A 23,071-nucleotide genomic window follows, 5' to 3' on the forward strand; every position below is an offset into this window, starting at 1 on the left:
TGATCGGTACCGACCAGTCTCCTCTCGTCGCTAGAGTCGCGTCGTCGAGAGGATCCATCATGACCGTCGTCGATTCTGCGAGCCCCGACCTGCTCGTCTCGCTCGCCGCCGCACTCACCGGAACACTGTCGCGTCCGGGGGAGCCCGGATACGAGCGGTCGGTGCCGTGGAACGTCGCCGTCCCCGTCGATCCGGTGGCAGTCGTCGCGGCCGCCACCGCGGACGACGTCGCCGCCACCGTGCGGGCAGCGAGCGAGGCCGGGCTTCGCGTGGCCGTGCAGGCCACCGGACACGGGGCGGTGCGCATCGGTCCGGACACGATTCTGGTCCTCACCGGTGATCTCGACGAACTGACGATCGACCCCGACACGCGCGTCGCCCGGCTCGGCGCCGGGGTCCGGTGGCAGCAGGTTCTCGACGCCGGCGCGCCGTCCGGATCGGCGCCGCTGTGTGGGTCGTCGCCGAACACCGGCGTCACGGGATTTCTGACCGGTGGGGGAATCGGGCCGGTGGCTCGGACGTACGGGGTCTCGTCGAGTCGTGTGCGCGCGTTCGATCTCGTCACGGGCGACGGCACACTGCGCCGGGTGACACCGGACACCGACGCCGATCTCTTCCGCGGCCTGTGTGGGGGCAAGTCGACACTCGGCATCGTCACCGCGGTCGAGACGGAGCTGCTGCCGATCGCCGAGTTCTACGCGGGCGCACTGTATTACGACGACCGGCACGCGGCGGCGGTACTCGAGGCGTGGCGGGTGTGGAGCGCCACGCTGACCGAGGAGCACAACACCTCGCTCGCGTTCCTCCAGCTTCCACCGCTGCCCGGCGTGCCGGAACCGTTGGCCGGGAAGTTCGTGGTCGCGGTGCGTTTCGCATCGGTCGCGGAGCCGGGGATAGCAGCTGACGTCCTCGCACCGATGCGCGCTGCGGCCCCGACCGTCATCGACACGGTCACGACCATTCCGTACGCGGCGGTGGGGTCGGTGCATGCCGACCCGGTGGATCCGATGCCGACACGTGAGGCCACGACGATGCTCCGCGTGTTCGACGAGGAGGCGGCAGCGACCGTGTTGGTCATGACCGGCCCCGCGTCGAGTTCACCGCAGGTGATCGTGGAGCTGAGGCTGCTCGGCGGCGCTCTCGGCCGGCCGGGACCGCATCCCGACGTGTACTGCCATCGGGAGGCCGCCTACAGCCTCCTGTGCATCGGAGTGCTGGCGCCTCCCGTCGCCGATGCGGTGATCGCGCACGGCGAGGCAGTCGTGGAGGCTCTGGCACCGTGGTCGACCGGTGGCGCATTGCCCAACTTCGCGGCGTCCGACGACCCCGCTCACCTCGCACGGGTCTACGACGAGGACACTCGGGCCTGGCTCGGAGCCCTGGCCGAACAGCACGATCCCGCGGGGATCTTCCGCGTCGGACAGGTGGTCCGGCTCGGCTGATCCGGTGTGGAGACGTCAGGCGCGAGCGCGCACCTCGAGTGTCTGGAACGTGCGGCCCACCGACCCCGTCGCGTCGTACAACGTCGAGGTGCACAGCCCGATGCCGTCGTCGCCGATCGCGGTGCGGGCCTGCACACCCACCCATTCGCCGACGGGTTCGCGCACGATCTGCACCGTCAGATCGGTGTTGAGGAACGTCCACTCCGTCGGATCGAGAAGTGCCGCGACGCCATTGGCGATGTCGGCCACGGCGAACAGTCCGACGATCGGCGACGTCTGCTCGCCGGCCACCACGGGATACCTGGGACGTGCCCACACCCGGCCGGGCTCCGACGCCGTCACCGGGCGGGCGCCCCGGAACTCGAGACTGTCGAGGAACCCGCCGTGCCAGTGGTCCGGAAAGGCCCACCCGGCCTCGGACTCGTCCGGACCGGGCACCAACGGTGGATCGAGAGTCTGCCCGGCCGCCGAGGTGTCGGTCATCGCCACGCGCCAGGCCGTGGCACGCGCGACCGCCCTGGTCGACCCGTCGGGCAGATCCGCGACGAGGTCGGCCGTCAGCATGGCGACCCGGCGACCTGGGCGTTCCACACGGGCCTGCACGGTGAGTTCTCCGACGGGCACGGGCCCGAGGATCTCCATCGTCACCCGCGCCAGCCGGGTGCCCGGCACCGGCGAACACTGCTCCAGCGCTCGGGCGAGCAGCGCCGACGGGGGAGCGCCATGTTGCATGGTCTCCGCCCACACACTCGTGGTGAGCCGCGTGGCGCGATAGCGATCGGTTCCCTCGACACGGACGAAGAGTGCAACCTCGCTCACGCCGTGACCTCCGTCGGCTCGCTCGGCCACCCCGGGTACTCGGGCGGAGTGCCGCCGAAGGACGGGCACAGGGCCTGGAAGTCGCACCACCCACACAGCTTTCCGGGCTTGGGGCGGAAGTCGCCCGTCTCGCCGGCGGACCGGATGGCCGTCCAGATGGCGGACAGCGTCCGTTCGAACCGGCGGAGCTCGTCCTCGTCCGGGGCGTAGGTGAGAATCTGGCTGTCCTTCAGGAACAGCAGGCGCAGCTGCGCGGGAACGATGCCGCGCGTGCGCATCAGCACCACCGCGTAGAACTTCATCTGGAACAGCGCCTTGGCCTCGGCGATCTCGCGCGGCGCCTTGCCCGTCTTGTAGTCGACGACGCGCAGTTGCCCGGTGGGCGCGACGTCGATGCGGTCGATGTAACCGCGCAACAGCACGCCGTCGTCCAGTTCGGTCTCGACGAGCTGTTCGCACGACTCGGGATCGAACCGTGTGGGGTCCTCGAGCGAGTAGTAGGACGCCACGAGCGACTGCGCCTCGGCGACGAACTTCTCGCGCTCGTGCTCCTCGACGAGATCGGCCGCGTACTCGTGCGACACGACCATGGCGTCCCATTCCTCCCGCACGAGGGTGCCGGCTCGCGTCGAGACCCGGTCCGCCGCGGGCAACGCGTAGAGCGACTCGAGGGCGGAGTGCACGAGGGTGCCGCGCAACTGCGCCTTCGACGGCGGTGCGGGCAGGCGGTCGATGGCCCGGAACCGGTAGAGCAGGGGGCACTGCTTGTAATCCGCTGCGCGCGAGGGCGACAACGCGGGACGACGGCGAGGACGGTCGGGTGCCGCCGCGGCGACGTCGGTGACGACGGGGTCTTCGGTCGAGATACTCACGGCGCCGACACTATGCCCGCTCACCGACACGATCCGGTATCTGCCCTACAGTTCCCCGGGGCGCGTCGCGCCCCGAGAGCGCCCCGCATCGTGGGCGGGACCAGAGTGCACCGGAAAGAGGACCACCCGTGGAACCGACCGACACCGACACGTCTGCGCGCGCGAGCGGACCGTTCCGCGTCGGTGATCGCGTGCAGCTCACCGACGCCAAGGGGCGGCACTACACGGTGGTGCTCGACGCGGCCAAGGAGTTCCACACCCACCGCGGCGGGATCCGCCACGACGATCTGATCGGTGTCGACGAGGGCAGCGTCGTGAAGTCGACGAACGGCACCCCGTATCTCGCTCTGCGCCCGCTCCTCGTCGACTACGTGCTGTCGATGCCGCGCGGCGCGCAGGTCATCTACCCCAAGGACGCCGCCCAGATCGTGCACGAGGGCGACGTCTTCCCGGGTGCCCGCGTGCTCGAGGCCGGCGCCGGTTCCGGCGCCCTGACGTGTTCGCTCCTGCGTGCCGTCGGTCCGCAGGGGCGCGTCATCTCCTACGAGGTGCGCGAGGACCACGCCGTGCACGCGGTGCGCAACGTGGAGACCTTCTTCGGCGAGCGGCCGGAGAACTGGGACCTGGTGATCGACGACGTCGCCGCGTTCGACGTCGCGCGTCACGAGGGCATGGTCGACCGGGTGGTACTGGACATGCTGGCGCCGTGGGACGCACTCGACGCCGTCGCCGGTGCGCTGGTTCCGGGCGGCGTGCTGATCGTCTACGTGGCCACCGTCACGCAGTTGTCCAAGGTCGTCGAGGCCCTGCGTGCGCAGGAGTGCTGGACCGAGCCGCGGTCGTGGGAGTCGATCGTGCGCGGGTGGCACGTCGTCGGGCTGGCAGTGCGACCCGAGCACCGCATGCAGGGGCACACCGCGTTCCTGGTCAGTGCGCGTCGTCTGGCCGAGGGCACCGTCACCCCGAAACCGCAGCGACGGGCCGGCAAGACCCCCACCGAACCCGCCTGACACCGGGGGTTCATGCACCGACCGTGTGCCGTTCGTCCGCTGTCTGTCGGTGGTCGGTGACAGTGTCTGACCACGGTCGTCACACACGTTTGCGTTTCGCCCGGTAGCGTTGAGAAATCGCTTTGGGAGGAGTCCTGCATGAGCCCTACAGACAACCCGGACCAGTCCGCAGTCCTGGCCGAACTCGATGCCCTGCGAGCCGAGGCCACCGTCCTGCGCCGACAACTCGACGCTTCCCGTGGGGGTGCGCCGTCGGCGGACACCCGTAACACCGACGTGCGTGATCTCGAGTCGCGGGTCGACTCGCTCTCCACACGCAATACGAAGCTGATGGAGACGCTCAAGGAGGCGCGCCAGCAGCTCATCGCCCTTCGCGAGGAGGTCGACCGGCTCGGCGCACCGCCCAGCGGTTACGGCGTCCTGGTGCACACCTACGACGACGCGACGGTGGACGTGTTCACCTCGGGCCGCAAGATGCGCCTGACGTGCTCGCCGAACGTCGACGCCACCGCACTCCGGCCCGGCCAGACCGTGCGTCTGAACGAGGCCCTCACCATCGTCGAGGCGTGTGAATTCGAACGCGTCGGCGAGATCAGCTCCCTTCGCGAGATCCTCGAGGACGGCAAGCGCGCCCTCGTCGTCGGCCACGCCGACGAGGAACGTGTCGTGTGGTTGGCGACTCCGCTGCAGGAGATGGCCGACGACGAGGCACCGGAGGATCCGGACGGGCCGTCGCGCCGCCTGCGCCCCGGCGACTCGTTGTTGGTCGACACCAAGGCCGGCTACGCCTTCGAGCGCATTCCCAAGGCCGAGGTCGAGGACCTCGTGCTCGAGGAGGTCCCCGACGTCGGCTACGAGGACATCGGCGGCCTCGGGCGGCAGATCGAGCAGATCCGCGACGCCGTGGAACTGCCCTTCCTGCACAAGGATCTGTTCCGTGAGTACTCGCTGCGCCCGCCCAAGGGTGTGTTGCTCTACGGGCCTCCCGGCTGCGGCAAGACACTCATCGCCAAGGCGGTCGCCAACTCACTGGCGAAGAAGATCGCCGAGGCACGGGGGCAGGACGCACGCGACGCGAAGTCCTACTTCCTCAACATCAAGGGCCCCGAGCTGCTCAACAAGTTCGTCGGTGAGACCGAGCGCCACATCCGGTTGATCTTCCAGCGGGCTCGCGAGAAGGCGTCCGAGGGCACTCCCGTCATCGTGTTCTTCGACGAGATGGACTCCATCTTCCGTACCCGTGGGTCGGGCGTCTCGTCCGACGTGGAGACCACCGTCGTTCCTCAGCTGCTGGCCGAGATCGACGGTGTCGAGGGCCTCGAGAACGTCATCGTGATCGGTGCGTCCAACCGCGAGGACATGATCGACCCGGCCATTCTGCGCCCGGGCCGTCTGGACGTGAAGATCAAGATCGAGCGCCCGGACGCCGAGTCCGCGCTCGACATCTTCTCGAAGTACCTCGACGACTCGCTGCCCGTCAACGCCGACGATCTCGCGGAGTTCGGCGGCGATCGCGCTGCCTGCATCCGCGGCATGATCGAACGGGTCGTCGAGCGCATGTACGCCGAGAGCGACGACAACCGATTCCTCGAGGTCACCTATGCCAACGGTGACAAGGAGGTCCTGTACTTCAAGGACTTCAACTCGGGCGCGATGATCCAGAACATCGTCGACCGCGCGAAGAAGTACGCCATCAAGTCGGTGCTCGACACCGGGACACCGGGTCTGCGCGTCGGACACCTCTTCGACTCCATCGTCGACGAGTTCGCCGAGAACGAGGATCTGCCCAACACCACCAATCCCGATGACTGGGCCCGCATCTCGGGCAAGAAGGGTGAGCGGATCGTCTACATCCGCACGCTCGTCACCGGTAAGAACGCCAGTGCGAGCCGGTCGATCGACACCGAGTCCAACACGGGTCAGTACCTCTGACCGCCCACCTGTAGCAGCGCCGAGACGATCACGCGGGTGTCCGGAACGAAGGGCCACGCGGGATCGTCCAGGTGTGTCAGCACCTCGACGTCCGACCACCACCAGCCGTCCGCGATCTCGGACGGCTGGTGGTGCATCGGCCCGTCGTGACGCACCTCGTACGCGAACAGGTGGCAGCGCACCGTCGCAGCGCCGGATCGTCCCGTCCAGCGGCCGACCACCGGGTCGCCCGTCACGTCCGCTACGACGCCGAGTTCCTCGGCGAGTTCTCGCGAGGCGGTCTGTTGAGGGGCCTCCCCGGCATCGACGACCCCACCGGCCAGAACGTCGTGCATCCCCGCGAACACCGACTTGGTCGTCGTGCGGCGGTGGACGTACACGCGTGACCCGTCGGTGGATCGCACCAGCACGCCGGCACTCGCGTGCCACAGACCGCGCTCGTACACCTCGGTGCGCGGCGCCGCGCCCACCACGTGGCCACGCTCGTCGTACACGGCCACGATCTCGTCGTCAGGCATGCGTCACCGCTCCCACTCGATCAGGGGTCACAGGGTCGATAGCCTAGGGTCGAGAGCATGCAGCGCATCATCGGCATCGAGGTCGAGTACGGAATTTCCTCTCCTACCGAGCCTTCCGCCAATCCGATCCTGACGTCCACCCAGGCGGTGCTGGCGTACGCCGCCGCGGCGGGTGTGCCGCGGGCCAAGCGGACGCGCTGGGACTACGAGGTGGAATCTCCGCTGCGTGACGCACGCGGGTTCGACCTGGGCCGGTTCAGTGGCCCGGCGCCGATCATCGACGCCGACGAGGTCGGCGCGGCCAACATGATCCTCACCAACGGCGCGCGTCTCTACGTCGACCACGCCCACCCGGAGTACTCCGCACCGGAGGTGCGCGATCCGCTCGACGCCGTCATCTGGGACAAGGCGGGGGAGCGCGTCATGGAAGCGGCTGCGCGCCATGCCTCGAGCGTGCCCGGCGCCCCGCGCCTGCAGTTGTACAAGAACAACGTCGACGGCAAGGGCGCGTCCTACGGCACCCACGAGAACTACCTGATGTCTCGCGAGACCCCGTTCTCCGCGATCATCGCCGGGCTCTCGCCGTTCTTCGCCTCCCGCCAGGTGTTCACCGGCTCGGGCCGCGTCGGCATCGGTCAGTCCGGCGACGAGCCCGGATTCCAGCTCTCGCAGCGCGCCGACTACATCGAGGTCGAGGTGGGCCTCGAGACGACGCTCAAGCGCGGCATCATCAACACCCGCGACGAGCCGCACGCCGACGCCGACAAGTACCGGCGCCTGCACGTGATCATCGGTGACGCCAACCTCGCCGAGATGGCGACCTATCTCAAGGTCGGAACGACGGCCCTGGTGCTCGACATCGTCGAGGCCGGCGTGGACCTGTCCGATCTGCAGCTGGCCCGTCCGGTGACGGCGGTGCACCAGATCAGTCACGACCCGACGCTGCGCCGCACGGTCGCGCTCGCGGACGGTCGCGAGCTGACGGCGTTGGCACTGCAGCGCATCTACCTCGAGCGCGTCTCCGCGCATCTCGACGCACAGGGCGAGAAGGATCCGCGCGCCGCCGACGTCGTCGAGAAGTGGGCGATGATCCTCGACAAGCTCGAGCGCGACCCGATGGACTGCGCGTCCCTCCTCGACTGGCCGGCGAAACTGCGGCTGCTCGAAGGGTTCCGCAACCGCGAGGGACTCGGCTGGTCGGCGCCGCGACTGCACCTCGTGGACCTGCAGTACTCGGACGTCCGCCTCGACAAGGGTCTCTACAACCGGCTCGTCGCGCGCGGATCGATGGAACGGCTGGTCTCCGAGCAGGACGTCATGGACGCCGTCTCGAACCCTCCGACCGACACCCGCGCGTACTTCCGCGGCGAGTGCCTCCGCAAGTTCGGCCGCGACATCGCGGCCGCGAGCTGGGACTCGGTCATCTTCGACCTCGGTGGAGACTCGCTGGTGCGTATCCCCACCCTCGAGCCACTGCGGGGGAGCAAGGCCCACGTCGGTGCTCTGCTCGAATCGGTGGACTCGGCCGCAGAACTGGTGGACCAGCTCACCACCTGACGGTCCGCCCGTGCCGGACGTACGGTGGGTTGTCACCCTGTGACGGCGCATGCTCGGTAGGGTGAAGTTTCGCTGCGTGTCGAGAGAACACGCGGTTCGTGACGAGGAGGTCGGCTATGGCACAAGAGCAGACCACACGCTCCGGCGGTGGCGATGACGACGACGGTTCGGCCGAGGGCGCATCGGGTCAGGAACGACGCGAGAAGCTCGCCGAGGAGACCGACGATCTCCTCGACGAGATCGACGACGTGCTCGAGGAGAACGCGGAGGACTTCGTCCGCGCCTACGTGCAAAAGGGCGGCCAGTGACGGACGCGAACTCCGTTCCCCGTCCCCACGAGAGCGACACCACCCTGCGCTACGGGTCGCCGTTCTCCTCCTTCAGTGAACACCTGCGGGCCTACGCACCGCACCTGTTGCCCGAGAACCGTTTTCGTGCGGATCTCGCTCTGTCCCCGGAGGCGACGATGCAGTCCGACATCGCACCGCACGGCACCACCATCGTGGCCGTCACCTTCGACGGCGGCGTCATCCTCGCGGGTGATCGCCGCGCGACGATGGGCAACCTCATCGCCAGTCGCGACGTCGACAAGGTGTACGTCACGGACGACTACTCGGCCGCCGGCATCGCGGGTACCGCGGGCATGGCGATCGAGCTGGTGCGGCTGTTCGCGGTCGAACTCGAGCACTACGAGAAGATCGAGGGCGTCTCCCTCACCTTCAACGGCAAGGCCAACAAGCTGTCCTCCATGGTGCGGGCCAATCTCGGTGCGGCCATGCAAGGTCTGGCTGTGGTTCCGCTGCTCGTCGGCTACGACCTCGACGCCGCCGACGCCCGCCATGCGGGGCGCATCGTCTCCTACGACGTGGTCGGTGGCCGTTACGAGGAACGGTCCGGCTACCACGCGGTGGGATCGGGATCGCTGTTCGCGAAGTCGGCGATGAAGAAGCTCTACCGCGAGGACATGACCGAGGACGAGGCACTGCGCGTCGCGGTCGAATCGCTGTACGACGCTGCCGACGACGATTCGGCGACCGGCGGACCGGATCTGACCCGCGGCATCTACCCGACGGCGGTGGCCATCGGTGCCGGGGGAGCGAACCTGGTGGGATCGGACCGCATCGAGGCTCTGGCCCGTGCGGTACTGCAGGACCGATCGGAAGAGGGGGGTGCGCGCCGATGACGATGCCGTACTACGCGTCCGCCGAACAGATCATGCGCGATCGTTCGGAACTGGCGCGCAAGGGAATCGCACGCGGTCGCAGCGTGGTCGTGCTGACCTACGCGGACGGCGTGCTCTTCGTCGCCGAGAACCGGTCCTCCGCACTGCACAAGGTGAGCGAGCTGTACGACCGCCTCGGCTTCGCCGCGGTGGGCAAGTACAACGAGTTCGAGAATCTACGCCGCGCCGGCATCGTGCACGCCGACACCAAGGGCTACACCTACGACCGTGCGGACGTCACCGGACGATCGTTGGCCAAGGCGTACGCGCAGACGCTCGGCACCATCTTCACCGAGCAGCTCAAGCCGTACGAGGTGGAGATCTGCGTGGCGGAGGTCGGTGCCGTCGACGAGAGCCCCCGGTCCCAGCTCTACCGCATCACGTACGACGGCTCGATCGTCGACGAGGTCGACTTCGTGGTCATGGGCGGTGCCACCGAACCGATCTCGACGGTCCTGCGCGAGAAGTACCGCTCGGGGCTCGATCTCGACGCGGCGGTCGCGCTGGCAGTCGGTGCGCTCCAGGACTCCACGTCGACGCCGCCGACCAACGGTGCCGCGAGCGAGCCCGCGGAGAAGCGCGTCCTCGAGGTCACGAGCCTCGAAGTGGCCGTTCTCGAACAGACGCGGCCGAGGCGTGCGTTCCGGCGGATCTCCGGAGCGGCGCTCCAGGGACTGTTGCCCCCCGGTTCGGAACCTGCGGGCACCTGACCGACCGGCTACGAAGCACCCGTCACGCGCGCGGCGCGTCGGCGGTGCCCGTTCCGTACAGCGTGAGCAGCGAGGGCCGGGCCCGGTAGTCGAAGGCCCGGCCCTCGCCCGCCACCTCCCCGTCCACCGCCACCGCGACCGTGGTCTGCAGGTTGCGCACCGAGACCGCCGGCACCCGCAGATGGCGGTAGGTGGGCGACGTGCCGAGAGTCCCGGTCATCGCGGCGAGTGCGAGGCGGGTACGCGAGAGCCGCATGTGCGCGCGCAGGAACCGCACGTCCAGCACACCGCTCGCGATCGACGGCCGCGACATGGGCACCTGATCACCCGGCGTGTAGGTGCCGTTGCCGACGAACATCATCCACACCGAGTCGCGGCGCCCGTCGATCTCCACGTGCATCGGCTCGGCCACCGCCAGGACGGCCACCATCGCGGCCGCGGCCGCGGGCCACTTCCCGATGCGTGAGCTCCACTTGTCCCGCAGCCGAACCGAATCCGGGTAGCCCCCGATGCTGGCGGTGTTGACGAAGAGGATCTCCTCACCGCCGTCGATGCTCACACCGCCGAGATCCACCCGGCTGGACGCGCCGCGAGTGACGGCGTCCGCGGTGACCGACACCTCCACCGCGCCGACGTCCCGTGCGAAGTGGTTCAGCGTGCCGCCGGGGAACACCGCGAGAGGAAGCCCCGTCCGCACCGCGGCCGCGACGGCAGCGGCCACCGTGCCGTCCCCTCCGCAGACTCCGAGCGCGAGCACGTCCGATCCTGCGGCGCGGACGAACTGGGCGGTGAAGTCGTCGTCGGCGTCCGGCTCGAGGAACCGCGCCCTCGGCAGGGCCTTCGCCACGTCGGCGACGACTTCCGAATTGTGGGTGCCCGCGCCCGGATTGACCAGCACGAGCATTCCCTCACCCTCGTGCAGGGCGGGCGCCAGCCCCGCGGGGCCCAACTCGGCCGACTCGGTGGAGCGCACGGCCCACCAGCGGCGGGTCGACAGCGCGACCGCGACCCCGAGCGCCGCGCCCACCACCACGTCCGACGGCCAGTGCACACCGACGTGCACTCGCGAGTACGCGACGGTCGCGGCCAGCGGGGCGACGAGGAGACCGGCGAGCGGAGCCTCGAGCGCCACGCCCGTCGCGAACGCCGCGGCGGAGGCGGCGTGACCCGACGGGAACGACGACGACACGGGTGGGGTCATGATCCGCCGGAGCGCGGGGACCGACGCGGCCGGTGGACGATCGCGGGGGAGCAGCGGCTTGAGCACCCCGTTCGCGAGCGAGCTGGCACCCACGACCGCGAGCATGCCGCGTACGGCACCTCGTCGTCGGGGGCCGCCGGACGCGGCGAGCGCCGACGCCACGATCGCCCACAGAACACTGTGATCGGCGAGCCCGGTGAGCGTGCGCAGCGCGGGGTCCAACCCCGACGGTCGCGACGCGAAACTGGCCTTCACCAGCGCCAGATCGACGGAACGGGTGCGGCCGCGCAGCGATCGGGGATTCACCTGCGCCACACTACGGCTGCCACGGGCTCGGGTAGCCGATGCCGCGGTCGATGCCGTTGTACTGTCGAAGTGTGCAGCGACGAATCATGGGGATCGAGACCGAGTTCGGTGTGACGTGCACGTTCCACGGGCACCGTCGACTCAGCCCGGACGAGGTGGCCCGGTATCTGTTCCGGCGTGTCGTGTCGTGGGGACGCAGCTCCAACGTGTTCCTGCGCAACGGTGCGCGGCTCTACCTGGACGTCGGCTCCCATCCCGAGTACGCCACTGCCGAGTGCGACAGCCTTCTGCAGCTGGTCACGCACGACCGCGCCGGCGAGCGTGTTCTCGAGGACCTGCTCATCGACGCCGAGCAGCGTCTCGTCGAGGAGGGCATCGGCGGCGACATCTACCTGTTCAAGAACAACACCGACTCCGCGGGCAACTCCTACGGCTGCCACGAGAACTACCTCGTGGTGCGCGCCGGCGAGTTCTCCCGCATCTCCGACGTGCTGTTGCCGTTCCTGGTCACCCGCCAGCTCATCTGCGGCGCGGGCAAGATCCTGCAGACGCCGAAGGCCGCCACGTTCTGCCTCTCGCAGCGCGCCGAGCACATCTGGGAGGGCGTGTCGTCCGCGACCACCCGCTCACGGCCCATCATCAACACGCGCGACGAACCGCATGCCGACGCCGAGAAGTACCGTCGTCTGCACGTCATCGTCGGCGACTCCAACATGGCCGAGCCGACGACCATGCTCAAGGTCGGCACCGCAGCGCTGGTCCTGGAGATGATCGAGGCGGGCGTCTCGTTCCGAGACTTCGCCCTGGACAACCCGATTCGCGCCATCCGCGAGGTGTCCCACGACTCGACGGGGCGGCGCCCCGTCCGTCTCGCGGGGGGACGCCAGGCCAGTGCACTCGAGATCCAGCGCGAGTACCACGCCCGCGCCGTCGAGCACCTGCGCAACCGCGAGCCGGACGCGCAGATCGAGCAGGTCGTCGACCTGTGGGGCCGCACCCTCGACGCCGTCGAGGCGCAGGACTTCGCCAAGGTGGACACCGAGATCGACTGGGTGATCAAGCGCAAGCTGTTCGATCGCTATCAGGACAGGTACTCGATGGATCTGTCCGACCCGAAGATCGCCCAGCTGGACCTGGCCTATCACGACATCAAGCGCGGCCGCGGTGTCTTCGACGTGCTGCAGCGCAAGGGACTGGTCAAGCGCGTCACCGAGGACGACCAGATCGACGAGGCGGTGAACACGCCGCCGCAGACGACACGCGCGAAGCTGCGTGGCGAGTTCATCAGCGCCGCACAGGAGGCGGGACGCGACTTCACCGTCGACTGGGTGCATCTCAAGCTCAACGACCAGGCTCAGCGCACGGTGCTGTGCAAGGACCCGTTCCGCTCGGTCGACGAGCGCGTGGAGCGCCTGATCGCGTCGATGTAGAGGCCGACGGTCCTCCTTCTCCACAGGAGTCCCGTCCTCCCCACCCCGGCGATGCGCACGGGTGGGGAGATGCTCAGCCACTAGGCTGGGTCGGTGGCGATCTCCAAAGTCGAGCGGTTGATGAACCTCGTCATCTGCCTGCTCTCGACACGGCAGTACCTGACCGCCGAGCGCATCCGCGAGTCCGTCGCCGGATACGAGGACTCGGCGAGCGACGAGGCCTTCAGTCGCATGTTCGAGCGCGACAAGAACGAGCTGCGTGATCTCGGCGTCCCGCTCGAGACCGGTCAGATCTCGCGCTTCTCGACGGTCGAGGGGTACCGCATCAACCGCGATCGGTACGAACTCCCCGACGTCGACCTGGCCAGCGACGAGGCCGCTGCGGTCGCCGTGGCCGTCCAACTCTGGGAGTCGCCCGAGCTCACCTCCGCCGCTCAGAGCGCGATGTTGAAGTTGCGCGCCGCGGGCGTGCAGGTGGACACCGAGAACTCGCCGGCCGCCGTGACCGCCGTTCCGTCCCGCAGTCGAGGTTCCGAGCCCGCGCTGGGCAAGCTGCTCGCTGCTATCGACGCCGGCCGGTCCGTGCGGTTCTCGCACCGTTCCACCCCGGCCGCCCCCTTCCGGGAGCGCACCGTCGAGCCGTGGGGAGTGGTCACCCACTCCGGACGCTGGTACCTCGTCGGGCACGACACCGAGCGGGACGCCGTCCGTACCTTCCGCCTGTCACGGATCGGGGACGACGTCGTGGCCTTCGGACCGGCGGGATCGGTGCGCAAGCCCGACGACGTCGATCTCGGTGTCATCGTGGCCCGCGCCGCCGCGAGCGGTGACGTGGCGGGCAGCGCCGACGTCTGGGTGTCGGAGGGACGGGGACTCGAGCTGCGCCGTCTCGGCACCGAGGTGGAGACACGTGATCTCGTGGGGCGACGCGGTTCCGTGGTCCGCATCCCGGTGCGGTCGTGGGAGTGGATCGCCCGGGTGGTCGCCGGCCACGGCGCCGACGCGATCGTGCTGTCGCCGACCGAACTCCGCGACATCGTCGTCGGCACCCTGTCCGTGAGCGCGCACCGCGCGCCGACCGACGCCGTCTCGCCCGGGAGCAGCTCATGAGCGTTCGCCTGTCCTCGCGGCTGGCCCGGCTGCTCAACCTCGTGCCGTACTTCATCGCCAATCCGGGTATCAGCGCGGCCGACGCCGCGGCCGAGCTCGGGGTCACGACCAAACAGCTGATGGACGACCTGAACCAGCTGTGGATGTGCGGACTGCCCGGATACGGTCCGGGCGATCTCATCGATCTGTCGTTCTCCGAGGACAGCATCGAGGTCACGTTCTCCGCAGGTATCGACAGGCCGCTGCGTCTGACGTCCACGGAAGCGACCGCGCTGCTCATCGCGCTGCGGTCACTCGTCGAGATGCCCGGCATGGTGGACCCGTCCGCGGCGTACCGCGCCATCGCGAAGATCGAGGCCGCGGCGGGTGTCGCGGCGTCCGAGGGGCCGGACGACACGCCCGAGCCGCAGGAGAGTCCCAGTGTCACGACCGTCCGTGGGGCGCTCGCCCGCGGTCGCGCGCTGCACATCACCTACTACTCGGCATCGCGGGACGTGGTGTCCGAACGCACCGTCGATCCGTTGCGCATCGTCCTCGTCGACGATCAGAGCTACCTGCAGGCCTGGTGCCGCGACGCGGAGGGCGTCCGGCTGTTCCGGCTGGACCGCATCGATGCCGCGACCGAGCTGGACGAGCCGTCCGCACCGCCCGAGCAGGCCCGGACCGGTGGGGACGCACTCGATCTGTTCCACGACGATCCGTCACTGCCGCTCGCACGGCTCGTCATCGCACCCGACCACGTGTGGATTCTGGACTACTACCCCATGACGCAGACCGCTGCGCACGACGACGGCTCGATCGAGGTCTCGATGCGATTCGCGACGCTCGACTGGATGAGCCGTCTGGCGCTGGGTCTGGGGTCGGGAGTGCGGGTGCTCGGACCGCCCGCACTGGTTCGTGAGGTCACCGCTCGGTCGCGCGACGCCCTCGACGTCTATCGCGCCGTCTCGGGAGCGTGACCGGCCCATCTCGAGTCGTCCGGACATGCAGGACTCGTCCGGTGAACTCTCGGCGAACGGTAGGTACGCGGGTCCACCGGACACCGGGTGGGAGCCCTCGGGTCCGGTAGCATCGAATCCACCGAAACTGGGAGGTTTTCATGGGTGCGTTACAACCCTGGCACTGGATCGTCCTGATCGTCGTGCTCGTACTGCTGTTCGGATCGAAGAAGCTGCCCGAGGCCGCACGTGGCCTGGGACGCTCGATGCGCATCTTCAAGAGTGAAGTGCAGGAGATGCAGAACGACGGCAAGAAGCCGGACACCACCACGAACACGGCGCCGGCACCGCAGTCGCAGTTGCCGTCCCCGAACACGGTCACCCCGACCGTCGCGTCGACCGAACCGACGCACGAGCAGCACCCGCGCTCGGCCTGACACTCGCAGGCACCACGGTCGGGGCGATGTCGCCTCGGCCGTTTCGTGGGTGGTGACCGAGGTTCGCGCCCGCTGCGGCGTGCGCACCTCGGCACCCGTCACCGCGAACCACAGTCTTCAGTCCAGGCACCGCAGTCGACAGGCGAAGAGTCACCGTGCGCATACCGTTCGATCCGCGACAGCGCAGGCGTCGCGTCAATCCCGACGGCACCATGTCGTTGGTGGAGCATCTCTACGAGCTCCGCACGCGTCTGCTGTGGTCGATGCTGGCCATCGTCCTCACCACGATCGTGGGGTTCTTCTGGTACTCGCACTCGCTGCTGGGTATCGAGTCGCTCGGTGACCTGCTCCGCGGGCCGTACTGCTCGCTCCCGTCCGAGAGTCGTGCCGAGCTCACCGACGACGGCACGTGTCGGCTGCTCGCCACCGGACCGTTCGAGCAGTTCATGCTCCGGTTCAAGGTGGCCATCACCGCGGGCGTCGTGCTCGCCTGCCCCGTCTGGCTCTATCAGGTGTGGGCGTTCATCACGCCCGGCCTCTACCGCCAGGAACGGCGCTACGCCATCTCGTTCGTCACGGCGGCGGCCGTGCTCTTCGTCTCCGGCGCCGTCCTCGCCTACATCGTCGTCGCGAAAGCCCTGCACTTCCTGCTGACCATCGGCGACAACGTCCAGGTCACCGCTCTCAGTGGCGCCGAGTACTTCGGCTTCGTCATCAACCTGCTCGTCATCTTCGGCGTCAGCTTCGAGATCCCGCTTTTGATCGTCGCGCTCAACGCCGTCGGCGTCCTGAAGTACGAGAAGCTCCGCGGCTGGCGTCGCGGGCTCATCTTCGCGATGTTCGCCTTCGCCGCCGTCGTCACGCCCGGCGGTGACCCCTTCTCGATGACCGCGCTGGCGCTCGCGCTGAGCATCCTCGTCGAGTTCGCCATCCAGATCGCGCGCGTCAACGATCGACGGCGCGCACGGCGCGAGACCGAGGAGTGGGGGAACGTCTCCGATGACGAGGCGTCGCCTCTCGACACCTCGGCCGCCCCGGTCGGCAGGCCCGTCCCGGTGCGTCACGACGCCGACGCCGACTACTCCGACACTCTCTGAGTTGCCCACGCTGTCTGAGTGACCCCCATCGGCGGACACCCTCTAATCTGGAGTCGTGGCCAATCACAGCGGGCAGCAGAACACCGGCGACATCCGGACTCGACTCGTGGACGGGCCGAAGCTGACCGAGTTCGCGGCGTCGCTTCCGTTCCCGCTCGATCCCTTCCAGATCCGTGCGTGCTCGGCCCTCGAGGACGGGCACGGCGTACTGGTGTGCGCGCCGACCGGAGCCGGCAAGACCGTCGTCGGCGAGTTCGCCGTCCACCTCGCACTCACCAGCGGCGCGAAGTGTTTCTACACCACCCCCATCAAGGCACTGAGCAACCAGAAGTACGCCGAGCTCGTCGCGCGCTACGGCAAGGGCTACGTCGGCCTGCTGACCGGTGACCAGAGCATCAACTCGGACGCACCGATCGTCATCATGACCACCGAGGTGCTCCGCAACATGCTGTACGCGGAATCGCCTGCGCTGCGAGGACTCTCGCACGTGGTGATGGACGAGGTGCACTACCTCGCCGACCGGTTCCGCGGCGCCGTGTGGGAGGAGGTCATCCTGCACCTGTCCGAGGACGTCCGGCTCGTCAGCCTGTCGGCGACGGTGAGCAACGCCGAGGAGTTCGGCGCCTGGATGGAGACGGTGCGTGGCAACACCACCGTCGTCGTCGACGAGACCCGCCCGGTTCCGCTGTGGCAGCACATCCTCGTCGGTCGCCGCCTGTTCGACCTCTTCGACGTCGAGGCGAACAACGGTGCTCCGGGCGGCGTGGTCGTGGACAAGAACCTCGTCCGGTACGTCAAGGAACGAGTGCAGGCCGAGCGCATGGGCGCCTGGGAGGCCCCACGCGGCCGTGGCCCGCGCTCGGGTCGGTCCGGTGGCCGCCCCGGCCGGCCGGAATCTCGTCCGATCCCGCGGCCCGACGTCATCAAGCTCCTCGACGAGGAGGGGTTGCTTCCCGCCATCACGTTCATCTTCAGCCGCGCCGGGTGCGACGGCGCCGTCGATCAGTGTCTTCGATCGGGACTGCGGCTGACCTCCGAGGAGCAGGCGCGCGAGATCACCGAGGTCGTCGAGCGCCACACCGCCGAGATCCCGCGCAGCGACCTCGAGGTGCTCGGCTACTGGGAGTGGCGCGACGCCCTCGAGCGGGGCATCGCCGCGCATCACGCAGGGATGCTGCCGGTGTTCCGGCACACGGTCGAGGAACTGTTCGTTCGCGGTCTGGTCCGCGCGGTCTTCGCGACGGAGACCCTCGCCCTCGGCATCAACATGCCGGCGCGGACGGTGGTGCTCGAGCGCCTCGTGAAGTTCAACGGTGAGGCGCACGCCAACCTGTCGGCGGGGGAGTACACGCAACTCACCGGCCGCGCCGGTCGTCGCGGTATCGACGTCGAGGGTCATGCGGTGGTGCTGTGGCAGTCGGGTGTCGAGCCGACCGAGGTGGCCGGGTTGGCCTCCACCCGTACGTTCCCCCTGCGGAGTTCGTTCCGCCCCTCGTACAACATGGCGGTGAACCTGGTCGACCGGATGGGTGTCGACGCGTCCCGGATGCTGCTCGAACGGTCGTTCGCGCAGTACCAGGCCGATGCGTCCGTCGTCGGGTTGGTGCGCGGTATCGAGAAGAACGCCGTGGCTCGGCGCGAGTTGCTCGGCAAGTTGGGCGGCGAGGACTCGCCCTACGTCGAGTACACCGCCCTGCGCGCGCGCCTCAAGGAGCGCGAACGCGAGCTCGAGCGTCAGGGCCGCACGGATCGTCGCAACGATGCCGTCACGTCGCTGGTGTCGCTGCGGCGGGGCGACGTCATCTCCATCCCGTCCGGTCGACGCTCGGGACTGGCTGTCGTCCTGGAGACCGACGCGAACTCGGTGGACCCGCGGCCGCTGGTGCTCACCGAGGACAAGTGGGCGGGGCGCGTGTCGTCGGCGGACTTCCCCACACCGGTGTCGGCTCTCGGCCACATGCGCCTTCCCCGCCACGTCGATCACCGCACGGCGCAGACCCGTCGTGATCTGGCGTCCGCGCTCCGGGGAACGGGGATCAGCGCGCCGGGACGCGGTCGGCGCCGGCAGTCGTCGGCAGGCGACGATCGCGAGCTCGGAGTGCTGCGCCGCGCCGTCCGCTCGCATCCGTGCCACACCTGGCCGGATCGTGAGCACCTCGCCCGGCTGGCCGAGAAGTACAGCCGGCTCGAACGTGACACCGATGCGATGAAGCAGAAGGTCGCCGCGACCACCAACTCCTTGGCCCGTACCTTCGATCGCATCCTGGCGCTGCTCACCGAGCGCGGCTATCTGGCCGCCGGTCCTGACGGCGAGGTCGCGGTCACCGACCGTGGAGCCAAGCTCGGACGTCTGTACTCGGAGTCGGACCTGCTGGTCGCGGAGTGCCTCGCCGAGGGAATCTGGCGAGGCCTCGGGCCGGCCGAGCTCGCCGCCGTGGTCTCGACCGTCGTGTACGAGTCGCGCCAGGAGGGTGAGAGCGCGGAGCAGGGTCCGACCGGGAACATCCGACACGCGTTGACCCGCACCGTCGCCGCGTGGCACGAGCTCCGCGCGGACGAGATCCGACTGAAGCTGCCTCCGACGCGGGAACCCGACACCGGGTTCGCGGTGGCCGTCTACAAGTGGGCTCGCAAGGAGTCGCTCGAGGACGTGCTGTTCGCCGCGGGTCAGCACGGCCGCGCCCTGTCCGGCGGGGACTTCGTACGGTGGTGCCGCCAGGTCATCGATCTGCTCGACCAGATCCGCTCGGCGTCCCCCGACGACGAGGTCACCGCGACCGCCACGAAGGCGATCTCGGCGATACGGCGCGGAGTCGTCGCCGTAGATGCCGCATGATGGTCACCACAGTCACAGCAGTCACCACAGGCACCCACCGGAGGCGATGATGAGCGGCCCGTACAACCCCGACGACCGTTCCTCGGCCGGTGAGGACACGCCCACCAGCCAGTACCCGAGCGGACAGCAGCCGGGCTACGACCAGCAGGCCTACGGTCAACAGCCTTACGGTCAACAGCCCTATGGTCAGCAGCCGGGCTACGACCAGCAGGCCTACGGTCAGCAACCCCAGTACGGGCAGCAGCCTTACGGCCAGCAGCCCCAGTACGGCCAACAGCCTTATGGCCAGCAGCCCCAGTACGGCCAGCAGCCTTACGGCCAACAGCCCTACGGCCAGCAGCCCCAGTACGGCCAGCAGCCCCAGTACGGCCAGCAGCCCTACGGACAGCCGGGTTACCCGCAGGGCAACCAGCAGTGGAACGCCGCGCCGGCGCAGAAGCAGTCGAAGGTGCCGTTCATCGTGGGCGGCGTCGTCATCGCCGCGATCGTCGTGGCGGGTGGGATCTACGCGGCCACGTCGCTGGGCGGCGACACCCTGGACAACTCCGCGGTGCAAAGCGGGGTGGCCAAGATCGTGACGGAGTCCTACGGCGCGATCGACGTCTCCGCGGTGTCCTGCCCGTCGGGCCAGAAGGTGGAGGCGAACACGACCTTCTCCTGCGACCTGACGGTGGACGGTGAGGCGCGCTCGGTGACGGTGACCGTCAAGGACGACCAGGGCACCTACGAGGTCGGCCGGCCCCAGTAGCTCACCGCGCCATCGCGGTGAGAAGGCGGCCGACGGAGTTCTGCACGCCGAGTTCCTCGGCGAGCGCCGCGAGGCGTTCCGGATCGACGGGCTCGTGCGGCAGCACGTCGGGGCGCGACCAGATGATGTCCGCATCGGTCACCACCCGTACCACCGGGAGTGCAGCGTCGATGTAGTCGCGGGAGCTCTGGATCTTCGCGCGCACCCCGGCCGACATCTCGGGGTCGCCCGAGTCGGCGGCGGCGAGCAACGCCTCGAGGGAGCCGAACTTCTGCATGAGGGACGCCGCGGTCTTCTCCCCGACGCCCTTCACCCCGGGCAGTCCGTCGGACGAATCACCGCGCAGCAGTGCGAGTTCCGCGTAGCCCGGCCCGGGTCGGTCCGCGGGCACCCCGTACTTCTCGGCCACTTCTGCCGGGCCGAACAGCTCGGCTTTCGCCAGTCCGCGTCCCGCGTAGAGCACACGCACCGGAACCGGATCGTCGGAGACGACCTGCAACAGGTCGCGGTCTCCGCTGACCACCACCACGGTGCCGTCGCGCTCGGTGGCGGCGAGGGTTCCCAACACGTCGTCCGCCTCGAGACCCTCCGCTCCGGCCGTCGCGATGCCCGCGGCCTCGAGGATCTCCAGGATCAGGTTCACCTGCGGACCCAGTGCGTCGGGTGCCTCCTCCGCGTCCGGGCCCGCAGCGGACTCGGTGAGCACCCGATGCGCCTTGTAGGACGGCACCAGATCGACCCGGAAGGTGGGACGCCAGTCGAGGTCGAGGCAGACGGCCAGTCGGGACGCACCCGTCCGCGTGATGAGGGACGCGACCATGTCGGTGAAACCACGCACCGCGTTCACCGGCCGACCGTCGGGCGCCGTGATCGATTCGGGCAACGCGTGGAAGGCCCGGAACCACAGGCTCGCCGCATCGAGGAGAAGTACCGTGTCTCTGCTCTCGGCCGTCATGCGCCACATCCTGCCGCATGTAGGCGGCACCGGAGTCGATAGCCTGGCGTCATGACGTCTCGGTTTCCCTCCTCCGTGTATCGCACCCGCCTCGACCGAGCGGCGGCTCTCGCTGCCGAGGCCGGTCTCGATGCGCTGCTGATCACGCCCGGACCCGACCTGCGTTATCTGCTCGGCTCGCGCGCCGAGTCGTTCGAGCGTCTGACCTGCCTCGTCGTCCCGGCGGACGGCACGCCCGCGTCGGTGGTGGTGCCTCGCATCGAACTGGCGGCGTTGAAGGACTCGGCCGCGGCCGACCTGGGAATCGAGCTGCGGGACTGGGTCGACGGCGTGAATCCGCATCAGGCAGTCGCGGCGCTGCTTCCCGGCCCGGCCCGGACCGCTGTCACCGACGCCATGCCCGCCCTGCATCTCGTTCCGCTGACCGAGGCGCTCGGCGCGATGCCCGTCCTGGCGACGGCGGTCCTGCGCGAGCTCCGGATGACCAAGGACGACGCGGAGATCGGCGCGTTGCGCACGGCGGGCGCCGCCATCGACCGCGTCCACGCGCGCATGGGCGAGTTCCTCGCGGCCGGGCGCACCGAAGCGCAGGTCGCTGCCGACATCTCGGCCGCGATCCTCGAGGAGGGGCACACAGAGGCGGCGTTCGTCATCGTCGGCTCGGGCCCGCACGGCGCCGACCCGCACCACGAGGTGTCCGAGCGCGTCATCGAGGAGGGCGACGTCGTCGTCATCGACATCGGTGGCCCCGTCGAGCCGGGCTACAACTCGGACTCCACCCGGACCTACTGCATCGGCGAGCCGTCGGACTCGGTCGCTGCGACCGTGGCGGTCCTCGAGCGCGCGCAGCAGGCAGCCGTCGATGCAGTCCGTCCCGGAGTCACCGCGGAGTCGATCGACGCCGCCGCACGCGACATCCTGGTCGACGCCGGCTACGGCGACGTCTTCGTGCACCGCACCGGGCACGGCATCGGCCTCTCGGTGCACGAGGAGCCGTACATCGTGGCGGGCAACGACATTCCGCTCGAGGTGGGGATGGCGTTCAGCATCGAGCCGGGGGTGTACTTCACCGGCGAGTGGGGCGCCCGCATCGAGGACATCGTCATCGTGACTCCGGAGGGCTGCGAGTCGGTCAACACGCGGCCGCACGGCCTGACCGTGCTTCCGGTGCGATGAGCCTCGACCTCCTCGCCACACTGCGACGCGAGGGCGACCGCCTCGCGTCGATGCCTGTCGAGGCGCTGACGGCGCCGGTACCCACCGTGCCGGGATGGACGCTCGAGCACGTGGTCCGACACACGGGCAAGGTCCACAGGTGGGCGAACGCGGTGATCCTGGCGGGCCCGGGTGCGGACACGGGCGCGGTGGCGAAGCAGCAGGTCGAGTCGTTGCCCAAGGGCCCGGACAGTCTCCCCGCGTACCGATCGTCGCTGGAGGCGATGGTCGCCACGTTCGAGTCGACGGATCCCGAGGCGGTCGTGGAGACGTTCGTCGGCGCGCGCACGGCCGCGTGGTGGCTCCGACGGCAGGCACACGAGGTCGCCGTGCACCGCATCGACGCCGCCGACGCCGTGCGCGCCGCCGGGGGAGTGGCGCCTGAGGCGCTCGATCCCGACGCCGCCGCGGACGCCGTGGCCGAGCTGACGGAGGTGCAGTATCCGCACCGACTGCTCCTCGACCGCCTGACGCCCGAGTCGATCGGGCGCACCGTGCACGTGCACGGAACGGACGTGGACGACCTGGAGTGGACGTTCACGCTCGGGGCCGACGGCCTCGCCAGTGCGCGCGGGCACGGGAAAGCCGATGTGGCACTGCGGGGTACGGCAGAGCACCTGCTGCTGGTGCTCTGCCGTCGTCGACCACTCGACGTGCTCACCGTCTTCGGTGACACTTCGGTCGCGGAGTCACTGCTCGACGCGTCCCGCTTCTGA

21 protein-coding genes are annotated in these 23,071 nt (G+C 69.2%); 16 read left to right on the forward strand and 5 right to left on the reverse strand.

Annotated features, from left to right (window positions below):
- Nucleotides 1–59 precede the first annotated feature (59 nt).
- Complete coding sequence (locus OHB23_RS14995; protein WP_328809806.1) at nucleotides 60–1,442, forward strand: FAD-binding oxidoreductase; 1,383 nt, start codon at nucleotides 60–62, stop codon at nucleotides 1,440–1,442.
- A gap of 15 nt (nucleotides 1,443–1,457) precedes the next feature.
- Here the strand turns inward: OHB23_RS14995 and OHB23_RS15000 are convergent, their stop codons facing one another.
- Together OHB23_RS15000 and OHB23_RS15005 are read right to left on the reverse strand one after the other, a co-directional pair.
- Nucleotides 1,458–2,261 (reverse strand): thioesterase family protein, encoded by an 804-nt coding sequence (locus tag OHB23_RS15000; protein WP_328809807.1) that lies wholly within the window; start codon nucleotides 2,259–2,261, stop codon nucleotides 1,458–1,460.
- Nucleotides 2,258–3,133: a RecB family exonuclease gene (locus OHB23_RS15005; protein WP_373428291.1), complete on the reverse strand. Its 876-nt coding sequence runs from the start codon at nucleotides 3,131–3,133 to the stop codon at nucleotides 2,258–2,260. The genes OHB23_RS15000 and OHB23_RS15005 overlap by 4 nt, the downstream gene beginning before the upstream one ends.
- 128 nt (nucleotides 3,134–3,261) lie before the next feature.
- On the opposite strand from OHB23_RS15005, the gene OHB23_RS15010 reads away from it, so the two are divergent.
- A complete protein-coding gene (locus tag OHB23_RS15010) occupies nucleotides 3,262–4,143 on the forward strand; it encodes a tRNA (adenine-N1)-methyltransferase (protein WP_027505353.1) in 882 nt (293 codons plus the stop codon).
- Nucleotides 4,144–4,281: 138 nt separating this feature from the next.
- The gene (gene arc, locus OHB23_RS15015; protein WP_027505354.1) at nucleotides 4,282–6,075 is read left to right on the forward strand and encodes a proteasome ATPase; all 1,794 of its coding nucleotides are present in this window, start codon (nucleotides 4,282–4,284) and stop codon (nucleotides 6,073–6,075) included.
- Here the strand turns inward: arc and OHB23_RS15020 are convergent.
- Nucleotides 6,063–6,593, reverse strand: a complete 531-nt coding sequence (locus OHB23_RS15020; RefSeq protein ID WP_328809808.1) for an NUDIX hydrolase — start codon at nucleotides 6,591–6,593, stop codon at nucleotides 6,063–6,065. The genes arc and OHB23_RS15020 overlap by 13 nt on opposite strands.
- Before the next feature lie 57 nt (nucleotides 6,594–6,650).
- On the opposite strand from OHB23_RS15020, the gene dop reads away from it, so the two are divergent.
- The 4 genes from dop to prcA all read left to right on the forward strand — a co-directional run bounded on the left by dop (nucleotide 6,651) and on the right by prcA (nucleotide 10,082).
- Nucleotides 6,651–8,150, forward strand: a complete 1,500-nt coding sequence (gene dop, locus OHB23_RS15025) for a depupylase/deamidase Dop (RefSeq protein WP_027505356.1) — start codon at nucleotides 6,651–6,653, stop codon at nucleotides 8,148–8,150.
- A gap of 116 nt (nucleotides 8,151–8,266) precedes the next feature.
- The gene (locus OHB23_RS15030; protein WP_027505357.1) at nucleotides 8,267–8,458 is read left to right on the forward strand and encodes a ubiquitin-like protein Pup; all 192 of its coding nucleotides are present in this window, start codon (nucleotides 8,267–8,269) and stop codon (nucleotides 8,456–8,458) included.
- A complete protein-coding gene (gene prcB, locus OHB23_RS15035; protein ID WP_027505358.1) occupies nucleotides 8,455–9,333 on the forward strand; it encodes a proteasome subunit beta in 879 nt (292 codons plus the stop codon). The genes OHB23_RS15030 and prcB overlap by 4 nt, the downstream gene beginning before the upstream one ends.
- A complete protein-coding gene (gene prcA, locus OHB23_RS15040; RefSeq protein WP_027505359.1) occupies nucleotides 9,330–10,082 on the forward strand; it encodes a proteasome subunit alpha in 753 nt (250 codons plus the stop codon). The genes prcB and prcA overlap by 4 nt, the downstream gene beginning before the upstream one ends.
- Nucleotides 10,083–10,104: 22 nt before the next feature.
- Here the strand turns inward: prcA and OHB23_RS15045 are convergent, their stop codons facing one another.
- Nucleotides 10,105–11,589, reverse strand: coding sequence for a bifunctional phosphatase PAP2/diacylglycerol kinase family protein (locus OHB23_RS15045; RefSeq protein WP_308115430.1), 1,485 nt, complete (start codon nucleotides 11,587–11,589; stop codon nucleotides 10,105–10,107).
- A 71-nt stretch (nucleotides 11,590–11,660) separates the two neighbouring features.
- On the opposite strand from OHB23_RS15045, the gene pafA reads away from it, so the two are divergent.
- The 7 genes from pafA (at nucleotide 11,661) to OHB23_RS15080 (ending at nucleotide 20,185) form a co-directional block, all read left to right on the forward strand.
- The gene (gene pafA, locus OHB23_RS15050) at nucleotides 11,661–13,019 is read left to right on the forward strand and encodes a Pup--protein ligase (RefSeq protein WP_197027762.1); all 1,359 of its coding nucleotides are present in this window, start codon (nucleotides 11,661–11,663) and stop codon (nucleotides 13,017–13,019) included.
- Nucleotides 13,020–13,112: 93 nt separating this feature from the next.
- The gene (locus OHB23_RS15055) at nucleotides 13,113–14,129 is read left to right on the forward strand and encodes a helix-turn-helix transcriptional regulator (RefSeq protein WP_222637552.1); all 1,017 of its coding nucleotides are present in this window, start codon (nucleotides 13,113–13,115) and stop codon (nucleotides 14,127–14,129) included.
- Nucleotides 14,126–15,088 carry a helix-turn-helix transcriptional regulator gene (locus tag OHB23_RS15060; protein WP_328809809.1) on the forward strand — a complete coding sequence of 321 codons (963 nt, stop codon included), beginning with the start codon at nucleotides 14,126–14,128 and terminating at the stop codon, nucleotides 15,086–15,088. Before OHB23_RS15055 ends, OHB23_RS15060 begins: the two co-directional genes overlap by 4 nt.
- Before the next feature lie 140 nt (nucleotides 15,089–15,228).
- Nucleotides 15,229–15,504, forward strand: coding sequence for a Sec-independent protein translocase subunit TatA (gene tatA / locus OHB23_RS15065; protein ID WP_027505364.1), 276 nt, complete (start codon nucleotides 15,229–15,231; stop codon nucleotides 15,502–15,504).
- A gap of 155 nt (nucleotides 15,505–15,659) precedes the next feature.
- Nucleotides 15,660–16,601, forward strand: a complete 942-nt coding sequence (gene tatC, locus OHB23_RS15070; protein WP_328809810.1) for a twin-arginine translocase subunit TatC — start codon at nucleotides 15,660–15,662, stop codon at nucleotides 16,599–16,601.
- 106 nt (nucleotides 16,602–16,707) lie between these two features.
- Entirely contained in the window at nucleotides 16,708–19,437 is a 2,730-nt protein-coding gene (locus tag OHB23_RS15075; RefSeq protein ID WP_056445154.1) for a DEAD/DEAH box helicase, read from the forward strand.
- A 46-nt stretch (nucleotides 19,438–19,483) separates the two neighbouring features.
- Nucleotides 19,484–20,185, forward strand: coding sequence for a DUF4333 domain-containing protein (locus OHB23_RS15080; RefSeq protein ID WP_328809811.1), 702 nt, complete (start codon nucleotides 19,484–19,486; stop codon nucleotides 20,183–20,185).
- A 1-nt stretch (nucleotide 20,186) separates the two neighbouring features.
- Here the strand turns inward: OHB23_RS15080 and OHB23_RS15085 are convergent, their stop codons facing one another.
- Entirely contained in the window at nucleotides 20,187–21,149 is a 963-nt protein-coding gene (locus OHB23_RS15085) for a 5'-3' exonuclease (protein ID WP_027505368.1), read from the reverse strand.
- A 42-nt stretch (nucleotides 21,150–21,191) separates the two neighbouring features.
- Here OHB23_RS15085 and OHB23_RS15090 point away from each other — a divergent pair, with 42 nt between their 5' ends.
- Nucleotides 21,192–22,316 carry a M24 family metallopeptidase gene (locus OHB23_RS15090; protein ID WP_328809812.1) on the forward strand — a complete coding sequence of 375 codons (1,125 nt, stop codon included), beginning with the start codon at nucleotides 21,192–21,194 and terminating at the stop codon, nucleotides 22,314–22,316.
- Nucleotides 22,313–23,071: a maleylpyruvate isomerase family mycothiol-dependent enzyme gene (locus OHB23_RS15095; protein WP_328809813.1), complete on the forward strand. Its 759-nt coding sequence runs from the start codon at nucleotides 22,313–22,315 to the stop codon at nucleotides 23,069–23,071. Before OHB23_RS15090 ends, OHB23_RS15095 begins: the two co-directional genes overlap by 4 nt.

Origin of the sequence: Rhodococcus sp. NBC_00294 (assembly GCF_036163995.1) — a bacterium.
Lineage (GTDB): Bacteria > Actinomycetota > Actinomycetes > Mycobacteriales > Mycobacteriaceae > Rhodococcoides.

Coding starts and splice junctions, on each gene's coding strand:
- OHB23_RS15090 (WP_328809812.1), top strand. CDS start 21,192: ATGACGTCTCGGTTTCCCTCCTCCGTGTATCGCACCCGCCTCGACCGA.
- OHB23_RS15095 (WP_328809813.1), top strand. CDS start 22,313: ATGAGCCTCGACCTCCTCGCCACACTGCGACGCGAGGGCGACCGCCTC.
- OHB23_RS14995 (WP_328809806.1), top strand. CDS start 60: ATGACCGTCGTCGATTCTGCGAGCCCCGACCTGCTCGTCTCGCTCGCC.
- OHB23_RS15020 (WP_328809808.1), bottom strand. CDS start 6,593: ATGCCTGACGACGAGATCGTGGCCGTGTACGACGAGCGTGGCCACGTG.
- OHB23_RS15085 (WP_027505368.1), bottom strand. CDS start 21,149: ATGTGGCGCATGACGGCCGAGAGCAGAGACACGGTACTTCTCCTCGAT.
- OHB23_RS15030 (WP_027505357.1), top strand. CDS start 8,267: ATGGCACAAGAGCAGACCACACGCTCCGGCGGTGGCGATGACGACGAC.
- dop (WP_027505356.1), top strand. CDS start 6,651: ATGCAGCGCATCATCGGCATCGAGGTCGAGTACGGAATTTCCTCTCCT.
- OHB23_RS15060 (WP_328809809.1), top strand. CDS start 14,126: ATGAGCGTTCGCCTGTCCTCGCGGCTGGCCCGGCTGCTCAACCTCGTG.
- tatA (WP_027505364.1), top strand. CDS start 15,229: ATGGGTGCGTTACAACCCTGGCACTGGATCGTCCTGATCGTCGTGCTC.
- arc (WP_027505354.1), top strand. CDS start 4,282: ATGAGCCCTACAGACAACCCGGACCAGTCCGCAGTCCTGGCCGAACTC.
- prcA (WP_027505359.1), top strand. CDS start 9,330: ATGACGATGCCGTACTACGCGTCCGCCGAACAGATCATGCGCGATCGT.
- OHB23_RS15080 (WP_328809811.1), top strand. CDS start 19,484: ATGATGAGCGGCCCGTACAACCCCGACGACCGTTCCTCGGCCGGTGAG.